This is a genomic window from Psychrobacter sp. CX21, from assembly GCF_057396255.1.
Genome location: NZ_JBXYJG010000005.1, coordinates 96631 through 119807, shown reverse-complemented (window position 1 = coordinate 119807; position 23177 = coordinate 96631). Strand labels below are relative to the sequence as shown.

The window sequence follows — 23177 nt, the reverse complement described above, 5'->3', positions numbered from 1 at the left end:
AGCCTATAAATATCTAGCGCTGGATTAAAAAATTATATAAAAGTTGTTTGGCACCCTCAGTTGCAAATGATTCTGGATGAAATTGCACTCCTTGAATAGGGTAGTCTTTATGCCGTAGTCCCATGATCTCTTCACCATTTTTTACGCAGTCATTGAGCTGAAGCTCATAAAATGCTTCATTTGATACCACCGACGTGACTTCTAAACAATCAGGCAATGTATCTCCTCTGACCATAAGCGAATGATATCGCATGATCTCAATATCTTGCGGTAATCCGTGGTAGACACCTTTATTATCGTGACGAATTGGAGAGGTCTTGCCATGCATAGGCACGCCAGCCTTAACTACATCTCCGCCAAACACATGCGCGATGCCTTGCATACCTAGACATACCCCTAACAAGGGCGTTGTTGGACCAAGCTCTTTAATCACATCTGCACAAACGCCAAAATAAGCGGGATCATCAGGTGAGCCAGGGCCGGGTGATATTATGATGCGATCGTAGTTTTCTGATTTTATATCTTCTATACTTATTTCATTATTGCGTTTAACCGTCACGCCATGAGTAGGTTGATTTTTTGTACCTTTTGTATTCTTATGCAATAAAGGGTCTGAGTCTGATTCTGATTCTGAGGCTGAATCTGATTCTGAGTTGTTTAGTGAGGTTTTTAATATCTCACCGACATACTGATATAAATTAAAAGTGAATGAATCGAAGTTATCAATTATTAATACGTTCATAAAGTTTCCTAAAGTTTTCACTAACTAAATGCTGATTGCCAATCATTAAGTAATAGAGACAACCGTGCAGATCGAATCTAACCTAAATCTATTTATAAGTTTAAATCGTGATTTTTGATTATTATTAATTTAAATCTATTCATGCGTATTTGAAAAGCTATCTAAGACCACTTTCATTGCAGACAGCTTGCGCTGAATTTCTAAATACTCATCTTCAGGATTAGAATCATATACATTGCCGCCGCAAGTTTGTGCATAGGCGAATTCGCCTTCTATAAATAAGCTACGAATTGGTATGGCAAAAATACAATCACCATTGAAGTTAAATGAACCTAATGCACCGCCATATGCACCGCGACCATCAGGTTCAAGCTCATTAATAATTTTTATCGCTTCAATTTTTGGGGCGCCAGACAACGTGCCCGCCGGGAAGTTGCTCGCAAGAGCAGTAAACATATCTTCGTCAGGATGTAATACGCCAACGATTTCTGACGAGATATGCTGTACATGAGAATATCTTTTTATATCCATTAAGTTACGCACCTTGACTGTGCCAAATCTTGCGACACGGCCAATATCATTACGGTGCAAATCAACCAGCATATTATGCTCAGCAATCTCTTTGTCATCATTTAACAGTGCACGGGCCAATTGACGATCTTCCACCTCATCTTTGCCTCGCTTAGCGGTTCCTGCCAATGGAAAAGTTTCCATCTCTCCTTGGCGCAATCTAAACAACAATTCTGGTGACGCCCCTATAATTCGCTGTTCCCCAAATTTCATATAATACATATGCGGAGAGGGGTTAACTTGGCGCAGTTTTTCATAGATAGGAATATGCTCTCCAACGATTTTGTATGTTGATTTAAAACCTACTTCGCACTGAAATATACGACCCGCTATAATATCTTGTTTAACCTGCATCACTGCTTTAGCATGTTCTGAGCGGCTCATGCCATCCCCCAAAAACTCCACTTGAGGCGATATGTAAGTAGGTATTGGGCTGTCAAGCAATTGTTTGATTAATTCGATACGATTTTGTTGTTGATGCGCGGGATAATAAAAGTAAAAAATCTCACCCGTCATTTTATCTAAAGTGAGGCCATCTAAATACACACCAAATTTGAATGCTTCAAAATGTTCACTAGACTGAGCATCAAGACTGGGTTCAAAAAAGTTAACGCTATCGTAACCAAGATAACCTACTAATCCGCCTGTTTGGTCGCGAGCGATAACATGTTGAGGCGTTATATTGCGTAGTAATTGGTAAGGATTATTTGTATCAAAATCTTCAGTACGATTCTCTACGTTATTTTTGATACGAAGGGTTTTACGATTTGGTGCAGAGATCGTCATAATAGGGGAGAACCCAATGGCGTGATGCCGCGACATATGACTCTCTTCACCGAGGGATTCAAGTAAATAACAAGTATCGAACTGTGCTTCTATACGTTTAAATAATTCAAAAAAGTCTATATCTTGCGTAAGTTTTATTCGAATAGGCTTGCTCGGTATATCAATTGGTTTGGGCTGATTGGTAGTGTTCGGGTTTGGCATAATTTACTTCCAGCTCTGATTGTTTAAAAGATTGGTTTAAAAGATTGGTTTAAAAGATTGATTTAAAAGAACGGTTTAAAAGGGTGGTTTGAAAAGTTTGAACATATGAATGTTTTGATAGTTATGTTTTAAAAATAAAGCAAATATTAAATTTTGATATCTAAAAAACTCTATTTAAGATGCCTGTTCTTAATATTGTTGCTATGTTTATTACGATGAGTGGCGAGCAAGTTTTCAATAGATGAGTTATCAATGTTATTCAATGCTTTTGCTCCTCTTGATACGGTAGCTATACCTACGCCTAATTGCCGTGATATATCTCGTTGAGGAATGCCTTGTTCTAAAAGATCAAAGATTCTAATACGATTGGTTAAGTCTTGCTTTTCTTTATCGGTCAATAGTGCTGATAATAACTTATCTATCTGAGAGGTATCAGATGAATTAGCTAAATGCTTTAATAAGCTATCAAAAGCGAGTGTGTTGTTTGGCATAAAATTGTCTACTGAATCAAAAAATGATAGTGTATTTTATAAGTTAATATTTATGTTTCAGCATTCTAGTACAGCAGTACGGTAATTACAATAGAAAGCCAATAATTTTATAATTATTGGCTTTCTAAATCGCTATCTAAATATAGGATGAATAAATATGCAATATAAATTTAGTCGAAATCTATAATGGCATTCCAATCACTTATATTTAATTCTACACAGTTATTACCTTCACCATTGATCCTATCAACCACCAAAAATGAAGAAGGCTTGTTAAGTGCTAATAGAGGATGGTGCCACACGCCAGCGTTATATTGGATACCTTGATTAGATTTGGCATAAAATACACTTAAATCTTCTAAAGACTCAGGCGCTTTACCTTTTGGAGCCACCACTACTATATAGTCTTGACCTTCCATAGAAAAAAATGCCTGAGTACCAAGTGGGTGATACTCCATTACTGATAGGGTAATGGGGTGCGAGCGTGGTTTGGCATAAAAAATACTCATACCTACTTGTCCGCCATCTAGTCCTGCTGTCGCTATAGCATGATGACGCATGGCATAACCATTATTAATCTCAAAGCAATTATCAGCCGTCTTTTGTGAATCGTCATAAGGTTCAATAACAGTACCGAAACGTTCGAATGCTGATTTAGTTAACGGTTTTGCTTTTAAAAGGGTAGTCATAAATATCTCATAAGTTATTACTTAACGTGTGCAGCGCAAGCTCATTCACTGCTCAACACACATTAATCATAGTTTTGGAAAATTTTTTTTTATAAGTGATCTAAAAACTTACCATATAAGCGAACTCGACTAATACCACCATCTGGAAATATGTTGACTCTTATGTGAGTAATCGGCTTATCCATACATAAGTCTTCAAATGTATGTACGTTATGTGCAGAGGTCTTTTGCGGCTCTAACAGGGTCTCCCAAAACATACTTTGAGTAATCAAAGTTGATTCTGTCATAGTAGGCGCATAAGCAGCTTGTACAGATACCTTATCTGGATAGTTGCCCTTAAAATGATTGGTGTCAATTTCAATAGATTCAGGGATACCAGCACCGCCTAAGGCTATAATACACCAGTCATTACCAGGTTCACGTCTGCGTCTGGTTTCCCAGCCTTCGCCCATGTTCGGTGCTTTATTTGGTAGTAATAGGTTTTCAACTGCACCAAAGTGAGCATCATTACAGGCAATGGCACGGCCGCCGTTGCGAGCTGCAACCAAATCGACAGTTTCATTCTCGGTTTCATTTCCTTCGATACTGACATAGCCATACACTCTAAGACGGGCAATACCACCATCAGGATAGATATTTAAACGTAAATGGGTGACGATGTCTGTCGCATTCGGTTTATCAAGTTTGATAAACTCATGCGAGTTACCTTCTAGTGGTGTCATACCGATAAAGTATCGCCATGACATATCGTCCCAATCGTCTTTAGTAAGCGAGTTAATTGAATCCTCGTCTTTTTCCATCAGTTCAGGTGCATAGATCGCATCGATACTTGCCGACGGTGGGAAGTTTCCAGTGAAGTGACTGGTGTCAATATCTATACCGATTATTCGCGTAGGACGAGCCAATTGAATCACGCAGTAGTCATGACCCAATCCGCGCTTGCGCCGAGTCTCCCAGCCGTCCATCCATTTACCATTATCATCAAACTTGCTCACGATAAAAACGGGTGGCTCAGGCTTAATCAAGCGATCCTTAGGGGCAAAAAAATCATCAGTAGCAAACAATACTTTGGCACCCAAACGGCTATCTGCTACGTTGGTTCTTTTGACAAAATCAGGCAGTACATCTGGTAGGTTATCTGGAAGTATAATTTTTCCAGGTTCAATCGTATTTTGGGACATAGTTCTCTCAACAAAATTTAAAATTACTTTGGTAATTAATTAAGGGACGTAAACATTCAAGCTAAAACTTAAAGCCAGTCTGAAATATTATCTTCAGTTACAGGGTGGTTCTCATACCAGTGTTTAGCTATATCATCGCGGCGACATACCCAAACATCTGGCTTTTCACTGATATATTTTAAGAACTTTTTAAGCGCAACGATTCGACCGGCACGGCCAATCATACGACAGTGTAGGCCTATCGACAGCATTTTGGGCACTTGTGCGCCATCATTTATTTCACCTTCAGCGTAAAGTGTATCGAAGCTATCTTTTAAATATTGATAGAAAGGCTCAGCATTGGTATATCCAGGACTTGAAGCAAAACGCATATCGTTGGTTTCTAATGAATAAGGAATAACCAAATGCGGTTTTCTAACCGTTTCAATCACATCGCCTTTATTTTGTTCGGTTTTAACATTCACCCAATAAGGTAATTCGTCGGCATAGGAGTCGCAGTCGTAAGTATAACCGCCTTGTTCAACTACTAATTCACGCGTATTTGGACTATCACGACCGGTATACCAGCCTGAAGGCTGATACCCTAGCATTTTTTTTAAAATTTCGGTGGCTTTACGAATGTGTTCACGTTCAGTTTCGCGGTACATATTTTGATATGTTATCCAGCGTAGTCCGTGACTTGCCACTTCGTGACCATCATCTAGAACTCTATCGATAATATGAGGTGTTTTTTCGGCCGCAGCCGCGCAGACAAAAGTTGTGATAGGAAAGTTAAACTCTTTAAACGTATCAAGCACACGCCATACACCAACACGGCTACCATATTCGAAAGCTGATTCGATCGATTGGTGGCGGTTATCAAATGCAGGTGTCCCTAAAATATCCGATAAGAATTTTTCAGATTGGGCATCACCATGAATAACACTATTTTCAGCACCTTCTTCGATGTTTAATACAAATTGCACTGCAATCTTTGCACCACCTGGCCATTTGGGATCTGGCGGGTTACTACCATAACCTTTTAAATCTCTGGGGTAGCTATCCATATCAAAATCTGATGTGACATGTTTAAATGTTTGCTTAGACATCTTTCACCTCGTTTTTTATTCGTATTATTAGGGTCTGCTGAACACTCAATTTTATAAAAAATAGAGTGTATCGACCGCTTTATTAACTATAAATGCATATAGCTTTATATTGCTATATGCATTCTTAATAGAACGTATAATTTATTTATTACGCATTAACAACCAATAGATTAAGCCGCCTAAAGCTGCACCTATAAGAAATCCAAAGCCTTCAAGCGCTGTAAGCGATGGTGTTAATGAAATAATCACGGACACAATGCCTGCAACAACAAAGGCAATTACACCTTTCATATTCCAGCCGTTCTGGTAATAGTACTTGCCAGAAGGTGAATCGTCGAACAACGCTTGCACATCAAGGGTTTGACGCTTAATTATATAATAATCAATCACCAATATGCCAAAGAATGGTGCGATGATTGAACCAATGATATTAACAAATCCAACAATACCAACTTGGCTAATAAAGGATAGCCATAATGCGCCAACGAAGAAGGCTATGATCGCTGTGATGAGCCCGCCACGTCTAAAGTTAATTTGTTTTGGGAATAAATTGGCCAAATCGTATGCTGGCGGTATAAAGTTAGCGACCATATTAATACCAACGGTGGCCGCAAAAAAGGTCAATGCCGATACAATGGTTAACGGTAAAGCATCAACCTTGGCAACAATATCTGATGGATTGGTCAACGGCTCGCCGAATAATACAAGCGTACCTGCAGTGATAATAAGGGCAATAAAAGAGAAGAAGACCATGTTAAAGGGTAACCCTATGAGGTTACCTAGTTTCATCTGTTTTTCGCTTTTTACAAATCGTGCAAAGTCGCCAAAGTTGATTACAACTGCAGCAAAGTAAGCAATCATCGTTCCGACAATAGCGGTAAATGCATCAAACTTTGTGCCTTCATACGTGTTATTTTCGCTAAATATGGTACTTATTGCAGGTAGTAATTCAGAGCCTGCCGTATACCAAACGACCCCCATTAACGCTATCATAACCACATATACTAGTGGGCCTGCCCAGTTCAAAAACTGTTTGATGGGTTCAATACCTGCCCAAAACAGCATAATTTGGAAAACCCAAACAATCACAAAGGATATCCAAGCTGTAGAGGATAAGCCTAAGAATGTTCCTGATGAATCACCTATCATCATTGTTAATAATATAGCGACCGCTGTGGATGCAAAATAGGTCTGTACGCCGTACCAAAAGATACCAATAATGGCACGTAGCATCGCTGGAAGGTTAGCCCCTTTAATCCCCATACTTGCTCTAATAACGACTGGGAAAGGTATGCCGTATTTTACGCCAGGACGCCCGGTTAAATTCACCATGAACATCACAACGATACCAGCCAGCATTATTGCAGCCATTACCCACCAACCACTTAATCCATAAGTCAAAAACAATGAAGCAGCTAATGTATAGCCAAAAAGACTTTGAACGTCATTAGACCAAATATTAAAAATTTCAAACCAGCCCCAATTTCGCTTTTCTTCTAGCGTCGGTGCAAGATCTTCATTGTATAAACTGGAATGTTCATTGACAATTGTCAACTCTTTATCTGATAGCATGTCTATCTCCTTTAGGGTGGGGTGGTTTGAAAGGTTAAGCTGTGATTAGGGATTTAAATAACATTCTAGTTTTAAAAGGTAGATAGATCATTTAAGTTTTCAAGAGATTCGCGATATAAGCTCTGAGAAGTCGACCGTCTTATAAGGATCTGATTGTATATTCAAATTGTTTTCAAGTTTGCTCAAATGCTCAACCATATATTCTTTAATGCTTTGCTGATTGTCTTGTTTAAATAATTTGACCAAATGATGATGACAGCCATTGTCACATTGCATCGTCGTTGGTTTGTTGTAGACAGCCAATGCTAACGACGTACGTGCAATGAGCTGTTTTACCATGGTGATTAAGGTCTCGTTATTGGTCAATTTAGCAAGTTCAATATGAAAGTCACCTGATAAAGTATTAGCTCGACTATAATCATTTGCTTTAATCGCCGCGTTTTCATAAATACAAAGCTGATTTAAATGTTCAATTTGATCAGATGTTAATGGAAACTTTAAAAGCTCAATAACGCCTGCTTCAATAATCTTACGAGCGTCAAAAACATCGTTTATTTGTTTGGGTGTTAAAGATTCTACAAAACAGCCCCTATTAGTCAATCTGACAACCAAACGCTCATGTATAAGCTGTTCTAATATTTTTCTAATCCGTGTCCTGCTCACATTAAAGCTTTTTGCGAGCTCATCTTCTGGTAAATGAGTATCGGGAAGTAGATGATGCTCATGTATGGCTTTAAACAACGTATTATAAATTTGATGGTCACTAAGTTTTGACATGTTAAATTCTTTTTAGTTAACGGTACGATTAAAATAAATGGATGACTATATAGGGTATGAATAATAGTTTAAATTTAAGCTATAGATTTGAATACATTTATTATCTAAACACGTTAATTAATTGTTTTTCCTGATTTAATAACTATACGCTAATTATAAGATTGTATACAACACTAAATTTAAATTTGTGTTATCCAATCTGATTAGAAAATAAAATTATTTGAGCATAATAAGATTTAGTAATAACGATACTGTGTATAAGCTTAAATTTAACTGTAATTTAAGGTATTTTACTAATAATAAATTATTTATAATAACTTTATGAGTTTAAATCTGTTCTATCTATCAAAATACAGTGTTCTATAAAATTATTTGTATACAATTTAATTCGAAGATTTATATTTTTAATAATATGAAACTTATACTATAAGTTTATGTGTACCATTATTTTAATAAAAAAGACCAAGCTGATTCGGCTTGGTCTTTATAATAGAATGAGTTATTAGTTCAGCATTAAAGCTTTAATAAACAAATAAAACTATAATGATGACACGTAGTCAATTAATTGTTGTCGCTCGTTATCAGTCATCTGAGTTAAGTTCGCCAGCGGCATATAGTTGGTTCGTAGCGCTGTTATGATTTGAGTTTTATAAGTTTTTAAATCATCAGCGTTTTGTAATACTATACCTTGCGGTGCAGCGCTAAAGCCAGTTTGAGTGGGGGCGACCGCATGACATGTGCTACATCTTTCATTCACAACATTTAGAATATGCGCATCTGCAACTGAACTTGCTTCAAGAATGCTTTGATCGTCATTTGTTGCAGCAGTACCTTTTGCATTAATTGCTGCTGTATTATTTGCTGCTGTATTATTTAATGATACTGTTACATCGTTATTTGAGTTAGCTTGTATAGTAGAAACCCCAGTGCTGGACGCCGCTTGTACCTTAGCAACTGGCTCAATAGGTTCTGGACGCATCCAGAAAATAAGTACGATAGTGAGTAGTGCAGGTATAACTAAATAACGCGGCTTTTTATTACCTAAATGCTTTTGATTGAAATAATGACGGGCAATGGCCGTGATAATGGATATATAAACCAAAATCAACCATCCAGACTCATGCGCATAAGTCATAGGGTAATGGTTGCTGATCATTATGAAAATTAGGGGTAGGGTAAAGTAGTTGTTCATTAAAGAACGGTTTTTGGCTTGGAGTGCCAGTTCGGCAACTTCTTTGCCGGGCTTTTCTCCGTTACGCACACACTCGACCAAAGCGCGCTGTGCCGGCATAATACCAAAGAATACATTACCAACCATAATGGTACCTAATATAGCACCCATATGAATGTATGACGCTCGATCGCTAAATAATTGGTAAGCCAGCCAGCTGTCCGTTACCATTAAGATAAATATAAGCACACTAAATATAAAGGCATTTTTACCTAAGTCACTACGAACGATGGCTTCATATATAAAGTAATTACCAAATATAAATAATAGACTTGTCGCAATGGCTGTGACGTTTGAGCTAAAAGCAACTTTACTTGGGTCAATAAGATAGGCTGTGGCATTGAAATAATAGACCACAAATAGCATCGCCATACCAGTCAACCACGTGGTATAGGCTTCCCATTTAAACCAATGCAGCTTTTTGGGCATCTCCTCAGGCTCAAGTTTGTATTTTGCGATCTCATAAAAACCGCCACCATGTACTGCCCATAAGTCTCCTGAGATACCTTTTTGCTTCTTCCATTCTGGCGGCTTTTGTAGACTTAAATCCAACCATACAAAGTAAAAGGATGCGCCTATCCACGCCACGCCAGCGATGAAATGGAACCATCTAAAAAATAGCTGTAACCAGTCTAGTAAATATGCGCCCATCTTTTTAATCCTATCTTATATTAATATTACGTGTCTTAAATATGTGTGATCTTAGTTTGTGAATAACTTTGAGAGCATTTATATACTTATGATCCGCGATAAGTACTGAAGCCATGTGCGCTCAACAAAAGAGGAATGTGGTAATGGCTATTGTCTCTAATTACGAAATTGATAGTCGCTTTGGGATAAAATACATCTATATCAAGCTGTGTGAAGTATTTGTTAGTTTGAAAAACCAAACAATACTCGTTAGCCTCTAAATCAAGAGAGTCTGTTTCCTCGTTAACAATATTCCAAGCGTTGATACCGATACGTCCGTCATTATCCGTTTGTGCTTCTGCTAACAGTACATTCTCTGAATTATCAGGTTCACTCGTACTGGTTACTACCTTGTACAATACTACGTTTATGCCTGAGGCAGGTTTGCCTAAGTGAGTGTCTAATACGTGTGATGATAAAGTGGCAGTCATGATGATCCTTAATGTTTTGATGATTTTAATTTCTAGAATACATAGCAGCTAGACTATAAAGCTGCTGGCACTTCAAACAATTTAGTGAGGCGTAATCGGGTTATCTTATTTTGTTCACGCGCTGCATTGTTTATCTCTTCAGCCTTAGTGTTGGGTAAACGGTCGTTTAAAATATTAAGCATCTGTTTAGCTGACTTACCGGTAGCGTAGACAATAAAGATAAAACCAAATTTATCTAAATATGCACGATTGGCTTCAGCGAGGTGTTGTAAGGTTTTATCATCGGCATGATTTACCTTGGATTGCTCGTGAGAAGCACTGCCTATGGTATTTTGATATTTTTTCTTTAAAGTAGATACATCTCCAATCTGGGGATGACCTTCAAATGCTTGCATATAATCTTTAGTTGTCAAACCTGCCCAAATCTTGTCGCTCAGTTGTAATAACGAATTTAACGTGTCAAATGGCCGAGCCGCTATTAAGTTATTCGCCCAACTTTCAGAGGTACAGCACGTTAACAAATGGTGAAGTGCATCTTGAGCAGACATTGCATTAAACTCATTAAGATTGATGGACATAGTTGTGATACCCTAAAACTAAAATATATATAAGTTGTGGATTAAAAAAAACTAAATAGGTAAATATAAACTTAATAATAAAATTTAAATTAAACTTAGTCGTTGTACTTTAAGTTTAAAAATGGACAATTTGGGTAAATATGCACAAATAAAGTGCAGTAGCTAAAATATAAGTAGCTACCTTCAAAATAAATTCAATTTTCCTATTAGGAATATAAATGACCTCTGCCAGAACGAGCGACTTAAAAAAACCCCGTACTCATCAAAACATACGGTCTGAAAATAAACACGCTATCATCGAAGCGGCTGAATCTGTATTTGTAGCCAATGGCTACAAAGGTGCTACCATGCAAGCGATAGCGGATTTGGCAGGATTACCCAAAGCCAATATTCATTATTACTTTAAGAATAAAAAAAATCTCTACTTTACGGTTCTAACGACTATTATTGATGAATGGAATAATGGTTTAGATGACATCAATGAGGACAGTGATCCTAAGGAAAGTATTGAGAATTTTATTAGTATCAAATTGAATAGCGCTTTTGAACAACCAAACCGTCATAAGTTGTTTGCGTTAGAAGTTATTAATGGCGCACCGTACATACAAGAATTTATGAATAAACAGATGAATGAATGGGCATTAGCTAAGTCAGCGGTCATTAATAGCTGGTACGAACAAGGTAAAATAGCCATTAATGACCCCGTACTTTTGTTAATACTTATTTGGACCACAACCCAGCGTTACGCTGAGTTTGATACCGAGATATTAAAATTAATCAATAAACCTTCTTACGATGCCAAAGATAAACAAAGAATTGAAGATTTCTTGGTGTCCTTCATCCTTCGGGGATGTGGGCTGAGTTAAGCATCGCGTTTCAAATACAAAAAGAGACTAACCTTTAAATGGCTAGGCTCTCATTGTCTAAAACTAAACGTCTACTCTTTGAGCGTCTAAACTTTTACCATAGTCTTTAGGAAGTACGGTATCTAAGAAAATAGCAACGATACCAGCTACGGTAACGGCTGAACCAAATATGTTTTGGATCATCTTCGGCATTTGTGACAGTACATCTGGAACAAATGCGATACCAAGTGCCAATCCTAGGGTAGTGGCAATAATCAAAATATTACGATGATTAAATTCAACAGTTGATAATATACGAATACCCGCCGTAGCAACGGTAGCAAACATCAGTAGCGTGATACCACCAACCACAGGCTTAGGTAATTGGGTAAAAATGGCACCAATAAAAGGGAACATACCCATTAATAAAAGGATGCCACCTACATACATACCGACATGACGACTGGCCACACCCGTCATTTGGATAACGCCATTATTTTGGCTAAACGTTGTGTTAGGGAAGGTATTGAACATACCAGCAATTAATGAATTCACACCATCACCCAATACACCGCCTCTAATACGTTCTTTATACACAGGTCCTTTGATAGGCTCTTTTGAGATAACAGACGTTGCTGTTAAGTCGCCTGAGGTCTCAATCGTTGTGATGATATACATCAAAGCAACAGGTATAAATGCTTGTAAATCAAAAGAGAAACCATACTTAAATGGAATTGGCGCCGTAAACATTGCGGCTTCACCAACCTTACTAAAATCGATTTTACCCATGAATATTGATATGAGGAGTCCTGATATAAGCGCAATAAAAATAGCATTTGAACGGATATACTTATTTTTAAACACACTAACCAGTATGACTATAAGTAAAACACTTCCGCCCAAGGCTAAGTTGCTTAAGCTACCAAAGTCTTCAGCTTTAAACCCGCCAGCCAAATCTGTTAAACCTACTTTGGTAAGCGATAAACCAATAGTAACAATGACACAACCAGTGACCAGCGGACTCATGAACGTTTTAAGTTTGGTAATAAACTGACTAAATAAAATCTCTATAAATGCACCAAGAAAGGTCACTGTGAAGATAACTGCAAGAATATCCTCCGAGCTGCCCCCTTTGCCTTTAACAATGAAACCTGCTGCTAAAATAGCACTTAAAAAACCAAAGCTTGTGCCTTGGACAGACATTAAACCTGAACCTACTGGCCCGATCTTTTTGGATTGAATGAAAGTTGCAACACCAGAAACAACGAGTGCCATACTTATAAGATAGGGAATGTGTTCCCCAAGACCAAGCACGCCACCGATAACAAGCGATGGTGTAATAATACCAACGAAACTGGCTAATACATGCTGAATGGCTGCTAAGGTTGCTTTTGCAGGTTCAGGTTTGTCGTTCAGACCATACAATAGGGTATTTTGAAGTTGAGGTACCGCTGTTGAGCCATGATTGGAGGGTGGCTGATTTGAAGAGGGCAAATTCATATATAACTTCCTGTATTCATCCAGTAGTGGATGGGCTATTTTGATTAATGACACAATCTAACAATAATAAACTACTTATCAAATTGCCTATAAATCTGACCAAATGGTCAGCTATTATTACATTAAAGCAATTCTTATGCCAAACAAAAAATATATTAATTTTATTTTAAAAAATGATTTAAAATTTAAATAATATTTAAAATACATAATATTTATTAATTTGCTGGAGCCATTAATGCCAGATACATCACCATTTGCTACTACAAGTTTAGCGATTGAAAGCCTGCCATTAGCGTTTGGCATTATCATGGCTATTATAGGCCTGGTGTTTTATACCCAAGGGCTACCCGGTAAGTTCTGGCGAAGGTTTTATGCGGTCTTACCCGGCATCGTTTTATGTTGTTTTATACCTGCAATCCTCAATAGCGTAGGCGTATTTGCACAAGGTGTAGGCCCGCAGATATATGGGTTTACTGCCACGTATCTACTCCCTGCCAGCTTATTGTTAATGACCCTTTCTATGGATGTGCCTAAGATTCTAGGATTAGGTTGGAAAGCGATAGCGATGTTTTTTGCTGCAAGTTTTGCGATCATAGTGAGTGGTCCGATCAGCCTTAGTATCGCTAAATGGATGTCACCAGAGATGTTTACTGATGACACAATGTGGCGAGGATTCTCCGCAGTAGCAGGTAGCTGGATAGGGGGCGCGGCAAACCAAGCAGCAATGAAAGAGCTGTTCGGGGTAAGTGATGACTTATTTGGTATGATGATTTTAGTCGACACTACCAATGCATCCTTATGGTTATTAGCCATTTTAGTGATGGCAAAGCATAGCGCGAAGATAGATAAGCTTTTAGGTGCTGATACTCATAGTATCGATACATTAGTTACCGCTGTAGAAAGCTATGAGCGAGATCATGCTCGTCCGGCAAGCTTAAATGACTTGATGGTGATGTTCGGCCTGTGTTTTGCTATGGTTGGTTTGGCGCACTTTATAGGTGGTCAAATCGCAGACTTCTTTTCACCCTATAGCTGGGCGGTTCAATATAGCTTTGCAAGTTCATTCTTCTGGATGGTAGTCATCATAACGCTGATTGGGGTAGGTTTTTCATTCACAAAGATTCGCAGATTGGATCATATTGGGGCCTCAAAGATAGGTACAGTGTTTATCTTTGTTTTGATTGCCGCCATAGGTATGCAGATTAATCTTAATGGCTTGGTATCACAGTGGCGTTTATTATTGATAGGCCTACTATGGATGTCTATTCACGTTGCGATAATATTTATGGTAGCAAGACTCATTCGGGCGCCTTTCTTTTTTTTAGCAGTAGGCTCAAACGCTAATACAGGCGGCGCATCATCTGCCCCCATTGTAGCAACCGCATTTCACCCCTCTTTAGCACCTGTAGGTGTGTTCTTAGGTATTCTAGGTTACGCGGTTGGTACTATTGGCGGGTATATAAGCACTCAATTGATGCGAATTGTCGTTGGTGGTTAAGTACTGTTATTAGCAGCTAATTAGTCGTAGGTTTTGATTGAATTTATACAAATTTAATATAAATAGAGATAATCATGTTCGACAAAATAAAAGACTGGTATGACCAGCGAATCATTGATAATAGCTCTTATACCAAAGACAGCTTATTAGATAGTGCTAAACATATACCTATATTAGATAGATTATCAAAAGATGAACTCGATAGGCTAGTAGAGCTAGCAATCTTATTTTTGGAAGATAAATCTATTAAAGGGGCGAATGAATTTGAAATTACCCATCAGGTGAAGCATTCAATTGCACTTCAAGCTTGTTTACCAATATTGAATTTAGGATTAGAGTGGTATAAAGGGTGGAGCTCTATCATCGTTTATCCAAGGTCTTACACCACCAAGACTACTAGGACAGATGAATTCGGTATAGTTCATGAAGGTCATCAGCACCGTAGCGGGGAGGCGTGGCTCAGAGGACCGGTGGTGTTATCTTGGAAAGACATTAAGCTCGCAGGAGAAGCAGATGGCAACAATGTGGTTATTCATGAGTTTGTGCATAAGCTTGATATGTTAAACGGCAGAGCCAATGGTTTTCCACCTATGCAGCCTTCACTACATGAAGATTTAGATCCAAAAAAATGGACTCAAATTATGGAGCGAGGGTTCAATGATTTTAAAGTCAATCCCAAACCTGGCATTGATAGATATGGTGCGACCAATCCTGCGGAATTTTTGGCCGTGTTAAGTGAAGTGTTTTTTGAAAAACCACAGGACTTAATGGACGCCTATCCTGAGATTTATAAATTGTTTGAAGCATTTTTTCAGCAAAGTCCGCTTTAATAATATTTGTCTTTGTTAATTTCTTCTTTATTATTTTCACTTTATTATTTACTTCTTTAATTCAATTGCTCTTTAATGCAATTCATTTAATAATACCCTTATTTAAAATTAAGACAATGTAGGGATAACTGATTGTTCCAACCATTTTTTAATCAATTCATCATCTTCTGAAATTTTACCTAATACCCGATAATTCGAGTTAGCAAGGACATCAGAGGTTCTAGCTGATTCTGATATTACACTTCTGGTCGGTTGAATGCTTGAGTGTATAAAGTGAATGTCTTGACCATCATGCCAAATATAACCCACATGAAAATCTAGACCTACAATATACAATCCTTTTCCCCATTCATCTATGGCATCTACAAATTCTGATAATGATTTATTGCTAAAACGTTTTATATGACTTTCCGTCGTAAGACTTTTTATGATATTTTCTGATGCTTGCTGTGCTAATTTATTACGCTCAACTCTTAAGCCACTATCTTCAAGTACAGTCGATACATAATAGCCGCAAGCTATTTGTCCTTGTTGTGGCGTAGTGGAAGTGCCATTAAAGTCCCATGCAGTACCATACCAATAGGGTAGGAGGGTGGTCATGGATTCTACATAGGAAACTCGTGCTTCTTATATCACTTGAATTTTATCGCGTTTTGAGTCAGCGTTCCGAAATGCACTGCCAAGTTGCGTACGTTTATGTTCAATAGAACTCATGGCATCTTTATAAGCTATTGCAGTAGTTGGCGGGGTGGTTATAACGTTATTATCTAAAGTGAATAAGCTGTTATAGGTTAAGCGTTCCTTAGCATTTGATTCAACTTCAATATATTCAACAACTTTGGAGACTCCTTCTTTAATTTTTATTAATTCAATACGATTGGTTTCAATGAAGTAATAACCACTACTGAGATTAATAATAATGTGATCAGCATAATAATAAAGAGTGTAAAACGCTTAAGGGTAGAGGCTTGCATAGATATATACCAAGTGAAGGGGATTGAGAATGTTACAGGTGTCTATTTACTATAATCTTTATCTGTAAAGCCAGGATGGAAATTAAATTGAATGATTGTGTAAAAGCGATGAACACATTAAGTTCTATTAATCTGTTAAAACCACATTGCAACAGCACAATACAACGTCATGATGACAATCAAACTGTGTACTATCTTCAATAACTTAGAATGATGTACCAAAGATCTGAGCGATTGCCCGCCTGCCGACCAGAAGCTAATGCAAACTATATTTATACACATGCACATTAATACTAACGGTAAGTTATCAAACCAAGGCCGTGCGTTTGTCATCATGAATATACTGGGTGCAACCATAGTCATCGTCCATGCTTTTGGATTTAACCATTGAAAAATAGCTGCTTGTACGAAAGTAAGCGGCAGCTCGCCAAAGCGTTTTTTATTCTGGGCAAATGGCGAGTTCTCTAGTTTTCGGTTAACTAAAGCGTTATTAATCGTTGCTTTGAAGTCGCTAGTAGCCATCACGTAGGTAAGCCACAACAAGTACCCCGTTCCCAATACCTTAATGACAATCATTAATATAGGAATCTGAACGATAAGTGTCGATACACCCCAATAGCTAAGCCAAAGCATAATTCCTACACCAAAAGAGATGCCAAGCATATGCCAGCGGCACCCCCAATAGCCTTTTTTTAGCCCCCCTTGTAGTAGCATTAAGTTATTAGGGCCAGTTGTTATTGAGTTTATAATCATAAATAAAGCTAATGCAGCCACACTGCCTTGTAACTCTTCCATTATTCCCATCCATTATTAATTATTTGCGCTTAAACAGTTTATAAAGCTGCTAGGTTTAGTAAATTTCAATAAATTTATAGATTTATACTTTTAACTATATACTTATAGTTCTATACAGTACCTATACAGTACTTATAAAGTACTTATAAAGTAATAAATACAATTATCAAGGTGTCATGGTCTATATAACTACACAGATATATAACAGATATTAGTTGCGTATTGTGTGCATTATAGATTTATACATATCTGTGGGCGTGAACATCTCTATACAGCTTTGCGGCTAATCAGCTTATGAATCAAGTGAAACTGAATGAAGTTAAACATTTAGAAAGTATGAGGTTTTATACGTTTAAAATGGCACTACATTTACTAAATTAGATATTTTGTCATTTATATAACTCAACTAAACCATCAAAAGGACTTAAAAAATGGAGTCTACGTACCGCCTTAACCCAAACTTAACCAAAACAGAAGCGGTTATAGAATGGATAACTGAGCGTATCGAATGGCAGGTCTATAAACCTAATCAGCGCATACCATCGGTTAGAAAACTTGCTAAATTAGTAGGGGTATCAAGTTTTACTGTCTCTCAAGCCTATGAGCAATTGGTTGCTACCAATGTACTATTGGCTAAACAGGGGTCTGGGTATTATGTGAATTCAGTCGGCTTAAAAAGCAATCGTTCAGATGACAGCCAATTAAATACTGAGTACGACACTAATTTAATGACTGATGCGAAAACGAGCTCACGTGATAGAGAGATACCGAGTACCGTTATAGATTCTAAATGGCTAGTACGCCAGATGTTTAGTGATATTTCGATTGATAAATCACCAGGTTCAGGCGTCTTACCTCAAGAATGGATACGTAATGAAAAAATGGAATGGGCGATACGACAAATCACATCTCAAGCTAAAAGCTTTATATATGAATACGGTGCTATTCAAGGATTTGAACCCTTACGTCAGCAATTGGTTCAGTATTTAGGTATCCTTGGCATGCAAACAACCGCTGATAACGTTATAACAACTTCTGGGGTCTCACACGCGGTCATTCTTGTTGCCCAGCTTCTACTTACCGAGGGTGATGCAGTACTAGTTGATGAACCTGGCTGGTTCTGGCTATCGAGCAGTTTGCAAAATATGGGGTTTAAAGTAATAGGCGTACAAAGGGATCATATGGGGCCTAAAATTGAGCAGATGGAAGATTTGTTTGAACGATACAAACCTAAAATGTATCTAACAAATAGTGTGCTTCATAATCCAACCTCATACAATCTACATCCCGCTCGCGTTCATCAAGTGCTTAATTTAATTCATAAATATGATGCCTATATTTTTGAAGATGACTTATATGCCGCTTTATTACCTGAAAATAATGCACTCAGATATTCTAGTTTGGATCAGTTTGAACGGGTATTTTATGCGACAGGATTCTCTAAGTTCATGGCATCAGGTTGGCGTGTTGGATTATTAGTCAGTCCTGATAGGTTTGTAGATGAAATTATTGGTATAAAGACCTTAAATAACATGACTACACCAGAATTTGGAGAACGTGTCATTCATAAGCTCTGGACACATGGTGAAAGTAGACGGCAACTTAAAAAACTTCAAAACCTTCTATATGAGGCGCATCAACAATTACGTCAAAAGCTTACCAACATCGGTCTAGAGTATCCAGAGCATACACAGCCTGGATTGTTCGTATGGGTCGATGTAGGCTGTGATACTGCTAAACTTGCATTGTCTGCACATAATGAAGGTTGGCTAGTAGCTCCAGGTCAGTTGTTTAATCCTGAAGGTGATTATTCAACACATTTGCGACTTAATGTTGCAACGACCAGTGATGCGTTTCTACAGTGGTTAAAAGCTTATATAGATAATGAGACCAAATAAAGACTAGCAAGAGTCTTTAAATCAACATTAAACCGTCCATTGGTCGTTGATAATGGTCACAAGGTAAGGCTTGCCTTGGTAGATTTCAAATATTAAACGTAGTGATTGTCAATCGATTTGTGTTTACTGTTTATGAGTTTAACTAGTGATTTAAATGGATAGCTTTTGTATGTTGGCGCTGATATTTAACTCTAAATGAATGATAGTATAAAGTTGTGATTAAGCGATGAATAAACGCTCCAAAAGCGATTGGTTTGTTTTCGCATAATGTATATTATGTTAAATAGACTGTAATAAAGTACTACCTATCTTAACCTATTTAACTTATAAATTTTTTGTACAATTTGTTTGAACTAATAATTTTTAAAGCTCATATTCTTAATAATAATACTTAAACTTAAGATTTTATACGAAATTGATTTAAATACTCTGACACAGAACAGCACTATCACCCTACTTTTTGTGTTCTGTGCAAATTAGAGCGTTATTATATTTAATTATAGTCAGATTAAGAATAATATAATACCTATCTCAAACACAAAAGCCGCAATCTTTTGATTGCGGCTTCATTAACTATATAGATTACATATAATTTATATTTAGGCAAGACCTAGCTTTTTATGCAAACAAATACTTTAATAATAAGATGATTGTAATCACCCACACTGCAATACTAATTTGATTAAGTTTGCCAGTGATAAGTTTTACAGCGGTATACGTTATGAAGCCTAATGCAATACCGTCTGCAATCGAAAACGTTAAAGGCATGAGTATCAGCGTAACTGCCGCAGGAGCTGCTTCTGTTAAATCATCCCATTCAACATCTCTTAAAGTAAATAGCATCAATACGGCCACGTAAAATATGGCACCAGCAGTTGCATACGCAGGAATCATGCCGGCCAATGGCGCAAAGAATAAGCTTAATAAAAACAGAACACCAACAGTCACCGCCATTAGTCCAGTGCGACCACCAGCAGCAACACCAGCGGTGCTCTCGACATAACTTGTTGTTGATGAAGTACCGACTAAGGCACCTGCTACGGTCGCTGTTGAATCCGCTATAAGCGCTTTACCTAGATTAGGTACTTGCTCATCATCCTTCATAAGCCCTGCCCTTTTTGTCACAGCAATCAAGGTGCCTGAAGTGTCGAATAAATCAACAAACAAAAATGCGAAGATAACGCTAATCATACCCACATCAAATGCACCAGCAATGTCTAGTTGCATGAGTGTAGGCGCTATCGGCGGTGGCATAGACATAATACCGCCGAATGCCACATCGCCGAATATTAATCCCAATACTGTGGTTAATAAAATACCAATCGTTACCGCACCAGGTATTTTGTGATAGCTTAAGCCTACTATAACGATAAAGCCTAAAATTGCCATTGCAGGACCAAAAGTGGTTATTTCACCCAATGATACAAACGTGGCGTCATTGGCACTGACCACACCTGCGTTTTTTAGCGCAATGAACCCTAAAAAAGCACCGATACCAGCAACAATGCCTTGCTTTAGTGTATGTGGAATCGAATTAATAACCCATTCACGTACTTTGAATAAGCTTAATAGTATGAAAATACAACCAGACAAGAAAACAGCGCCCAAAGCGGTTTGCCAACTGTGGTTCATACCCAAAACCACACCATAGGTAAAGAAGGCATTTAGACCCATACCTGGCGCTAATGCTAAAGGAAGCTTTGCGTATAGACCCATAATCAAACACCCAATTGCAGCTGCTATACAGGTTGCTACGAATACAGCTCCCTGATCCATACCAGCATCCGACAAGATCATTGGGTTAACAAATATGATATAGGTCATAGTTAAGAAGGTGGTGAGACCCGCTATAACCTCTGTTTTAACACTAGTTCCCTTCTCGGCTATACCGAAATACCTTTCAATTGCGCTCATACATTACCCTCAAATTTAATTTGAAATAAATAATATCACTAAACCAATGACAGCAAAAAACATACCATTGTGTACAAATTAATTTATTCATGTATACAATGGTATGTTTGTCGCTTATATTAAATCTGCTATAGATAGTTTTGTTTGTTTATTGAAGTGTAAATATTTAATCTTCTGTTATATTAACAGTAAATAAGTTTACGGTATAACAAATTTTAATACACTACTCGTCAATCTTTAAATAAAGCAAGTATATCTCTCTAAATGTAATAGCCTGAGAACCCTATGATCACTTTTCAACTAAACGGCATAACTCACCGTGTCGATACTATAAATCCAAATACTACCGTTCTAAATTACCTTAGGAATCATTTAGATATAATCGATGTAAAAGAAGGATGCGGTAGCGGCGACTGCGGTGCTTGCACTATTATGGTTCGCGATATGCAAAAAGACCATAGGGTTGATACCAATAGCCCCTCTCAATTCTATACGCTTAATTCTTGTATCACGCTTTTATCTCTAGTTCATGGAAAAGCGCTATTTACAGCATCTTATCTTGCGAATAACCCAACCAATCATCCAAAACAAGCTCAGCTTCATCCTGCTCAAGAATCGTTAGTTGAGTGTCATGGGTCACAATGCGGCTATTGCACGCCTGGATTTGTCATGTCATTGGCATGTTTGTATGAAAATGAACATATCGCGAATCATCAAACTATCAGCGAACCAAATAACACCACCGAACATATAGAGTCTTCACATTCAAAAGTAGATAAGGATGATGTCATACAGGCAATATCGGGTAACTTGTGTCGGTGCACAGGGTATCGTCCAATTGTAGATGCGGGCATCAAAATGTTTGATCTTGATAAGCCCAGTACGCTCAAGAATAAATTTAGTACAAATGAATGTGAATTTAGTACTAATAAAAATGTATTTAACTCAATTGAAGCAGTCCAACCCGCGTTATACCTTAATGATATTCAGTTGTTTATGCCTACGTTGTTAGACAGTTTAGATAAAACGTTGAACCAACACCCTGATGCTATATTATGGGCAGGTGGTACCGATTTGGGACTAGCAGTTACGCAGCAATTTATGGACTTTAAAACTATTATTCAATTGTCTGAAGTTGAAGCGCTTAAACAGTGGTCTTGTGCCGATAATACGTTAATACTTGGTGCTGGAATGACCTATCATCAGCTATCTGCAGTATTAAAACAGTATATGCCAGAGTTTGAAGCTATACTTCATCGTATCGCCTCTCCGCAGATTCGTAACATGGGCACCATCGGTGGTAATATCGCCAACGCATCCCCTATTGGTGACCTGCCCCCTATTCTGCTTACTCTGGATTCGAAGATCCATATCAGGCATTGTGCTGACCAATATTGTGACGAGATTATTCCATTAGCAGAGTTTTTCATAGCTTATAAACAGACCAAACTTAAATCAGGCAGCTATATTGCCGCCATTCACGTCCCCTTACTCTCTGTTCAGCAAAGACTTGTCATTCACAAAATCAGTAAGCGTTATGAAGATGATATTTCAGCTTGCCTGATGGCTATGCGTATCGATTTGGATGAGTCTTTGACCACTATTGTTGATGCACGTATAGGCCTAGGTGGAATGGCCGCGATTCCGCTATTGGCTACAAACTCTCAACGTCAATTAATTGGCTCTGAATTGAATGTAGAAAGTTTTAAACGTGCGGCAGATGTACTAAGTGAAGATGTGACCCCACTGAGTGATGTGAGAGCCAGTCGTGAATATCGAATGAAAGTGGTACAACGTTTGATAGTACAAAGTGGAAAGCAGCTTGTTAACCAATATGCGAGTAGTTAAATTTGCGTATTTGCTCAATATACCAAATTTAAGTAAAAAAACTTATTA

Annotated in this window: 20 protein-coding genes; 5 read left to right on the top strand and 15 right to left on the bottom strand. The window is 37.8% G+C overall.

What is annotated here, in order from left to right:
* Window positions 1-13: 13 nt before the first annotated feature.
* The 11 genes from AC2SLP_RS04830 to uraD all read right to left on the bottom strand — a co-directional run bounded on the left by AC2SLP_RS04830 (window position 14) and on the right by uraD (window position 11027).
* Window positions 14-742, bottom strand: coding sequence for an anthranilate synthase component II (locus AC2SLP_RS04830; RefSeq protein ID WP_486535504.1), 729 nt, complete (start codon window positions 740-742; stop codon window positions 14-16).
* A gap of 135 nt (window positions 743-877) precedes the next feature.
* Window positions 878-2299 carry an anthranilate synthase component I family protein gene (locus AC2SLP_RS04825; protein ID WP_486535503.1) on the bottom strand — a complete coding sequence of 474 codons (1422 nt, stop codon included), beginning with the start codon at window positions 2297-2299 and terminating at the stop codon, window positions 878-880.
* A gap of 170 nt (window positions 2300-2469) precedes the next feature.
* Window positions 2470-2790 carry a Trp family transcriptional regulator gene (locus AC2SLP_RS04820; RefSeq protein WP_486535502.1) on the bottom strand — a complete coding sequence of 107 codons (321 nt, stop codon included), beginning with the start codon at window positions 2788-2790 and terminating at the stop codon, window positions 2470-2472.
* Between the two features lie 170 nt (window positions 2791-2960).
* Window positions 2961-3479 (bottom strand): ureidoglycolate lyase, encoded by a 519-nt coding sequence (locus tag AC2SLP_RS04815; RefSeq protein ID WP_486535501.1) that lies wholly within the window; start codon window positions 3477-3479, stop codon window positions 2961-2963.
* Window positions 3480-3568: 89 nt separating this feature from the next.
* Entirely contained in the window at window positions 3569-4660 is a 1092-nt protein-coding gene (alc, locus tag AC2SLP_RS04810; protein WP_486535500.1) for an allantoicase, read from the bottom strand.
* Window positions 4661-4728: 68 nt separating this feature from the next.
* A complete protein-coding gene (gene puuE, locus AC2SLP_RS04805; RefSeq protein ID WP_486535499.1) occupies window positions 4729-5748 on the bottom strand; it encodes an allantoinase PuuE in 1020 nt (339 codons plus the stop codon).
* A 141-nt stretch (window positions 5749-5889) separates the two neighbouring features.
* On the bottom strand, window positions 5890-7320 hold the full coding sequence (locus AC2SLP_RS04800; RefSeq protein WP_486535498.1) for an NCS1 family nucleobase:cation symporter-1: 1431 nt from the start codon (window positions 7318-7320) through the stop codon (window positions 5890-5892).
* 99 nt (window positions 7321-7419) lie between these two features.
* Entirely contained in the window at window positions 7420-8097 is a 678-nt protein-coding gene (locus tag AC2SLP_RS04795) for a GntR family transcriptional regulator (RefSeq protein ID WP_486535497.1), read from the bottom strand.
* 538 nt (window positions 8098-8635) lie between these two features.
* Window positions 8636-9979, bottom strand: coding sequence for a urate hydroxylase PuuD (locus tag AC2SLP_RS04790; RefSeq protein WP_486535496.1), 1344 nt, complete (start codon window positions 9977-9979; stop codon window positions 8636-8638).
* 86 nt (window positions 9980-10065) lie between these two features.
* Window positions 10066-10449: a hydroxyisourate hydrolase gene (uraH, locus tag AC2SLP_RS04785; protein ID WP_486535495.1), complete on the bottom strand. Its 384-nt coding sequence runs from the start codon at window positions 10447-10449 to the stop codon at window positions 10066-10068.
* 53 nt (window positions 10450-10502) lie between these two features.
* Complete coding sequence (uraD, locus tag AC2SLP_RS04780) at window positions 10503-11027, bottom strand: 2-oxo-4-hydroxy-4-carboxy-5-ureidoimidazoline decarboxylase (protein ID WP_486535494.1); 525 nt, start codon at window positions 11025-11027, stop codon at window positions 10503-10505.
* A gap of 218 nt (window positions 11028-11245) precedes the next feature.
* Here uraD and AC2SLP_RS04775 point away from each other — a divergent pair, with 218 nt between their 5' ends.
* Complete coding sequence (locus AC2SLP_RS04775) at window positions 11246-11893, top strand: TetR family transcriptional regulator C-terminal domain-containing protein (RefSeq protein ID WP_486535493.1); 648 nt, start codon at window positions 11246-11248, stop codon at window positions 11891-11893.
* Between the two features lie 63 nt (window positions 11894-11956).
* Here AC2SLP_RS04775 and AC2SLP_RS04770 read toward each other — a convergent pair whose 3' ends face one another.
* Complete coding sequence (locus AC2SLP_RS04770; RefSeq protein WP_486535492.1) at window positions 11957-13372, bottom strand: uracil-xanthine permease family protein; 1416 nt, start codon at window positions 13370-13372, stop codon at window positions 11957-11959.
* 235 nt (window positions 13373-13607) lie between these two features.
* On the opposite strand from AC2SLP_RS04770, the gene AC2SLP_RS04765 reads away from it, so the two are divergent.
* On the top strand, window positions 13608-14870 hold the full coding sequence (locus tag AC2SLP_RS04765) for a DUF819 family protein (protein ID WP_486535491.1): 1263 nt from the start codon (window positions 13608-13610) through the stop codon (window positions 14868-14870).
* A gap of 74 nt (window positions 14871-14944) precedes the next feature.
* Entirely contained in the window at window positions 14945-15700 is a 756-nt protein-coding gene (locus AC2SLP_RS04760) for a M90 family metallopeptidase (protein ID WP_486535490.1), read from the top strand.
* Between the two features lie 108 nt (window positions 15701-15808).
* Here AC2SLP_RS04760 and AC2SLP_RS04755 read toward each other — a convergent pair whose 3' ends face one another.
* Entirely contained in the window at window positions 15809-16300 is a 492-nt protein-coding gene (locus tag AC2SLP_RS04755; RefSeq protein WP_486535489.1) for a hypothetical protein, read from the bottom strand.
* A gap of 509 nt (window positions 16301-16809) precedes the next feature.
* Entirely contained in the window at window positions 16810-17469 is a 660-nt protein-coding gene (locus tag AC2SLP_RS04750; protein ID WP_486535488.1) for a LysE family translocator, read from the bottom strand.
* A gap of 431 nt (window positions 17470-17900) precedes the next feature.
* Between AC2SLP_RS04750 and AC2SLP_RS04745 the strand changes: the two genes are divergently transcribed.
* Window positions 17901-19367: an aminotransferase-like domain-containing protein gene (locus tag AC2SLP_RS04745; protein ID WP_486535487.1), complete on the top strand. Its 1467-nt coding sequence runs from the start codon at window positions 17901-17903 to the stop codon at window positions 19365-19367.
* 618 nt (window positions 19368-19985) lie between these two features.
* Here the strand turns inward: AC2SLP_RS04745 and AC2SLP_RS04740 are convergent.
* Complete coding sequence (locus AC2SLP_RS04740) at window positions 19986-21281, bottom strand: NCS2 family permease (RefSeq protein WP_486535486.1); 1296 nt, start codon at window positions 21279-21281, stop codon at window positions 19986-19988.
* A gap of 285 nt (window positions 21282-21566) precedes the next feature.
* Between AC2SLP_RS04740 and xdhA the strand changes: the two genes are divergently transcribed.
* Window positions 21567-23129 carry a xanthine dehydrogenase small subunit gene (gene xdhA / locus AC2SLP_RS04735; protein ID WP_486535485.1) on the top strand — a complete coding sequence of 521 codons (1563 nt, stop codon included), beginning with the start codon at window positions 21567-21569 and terminating at the stop codon, window positions 23127-23129.
* Window positions 23130-23177 lie beyond the last annotated feature (48 nt).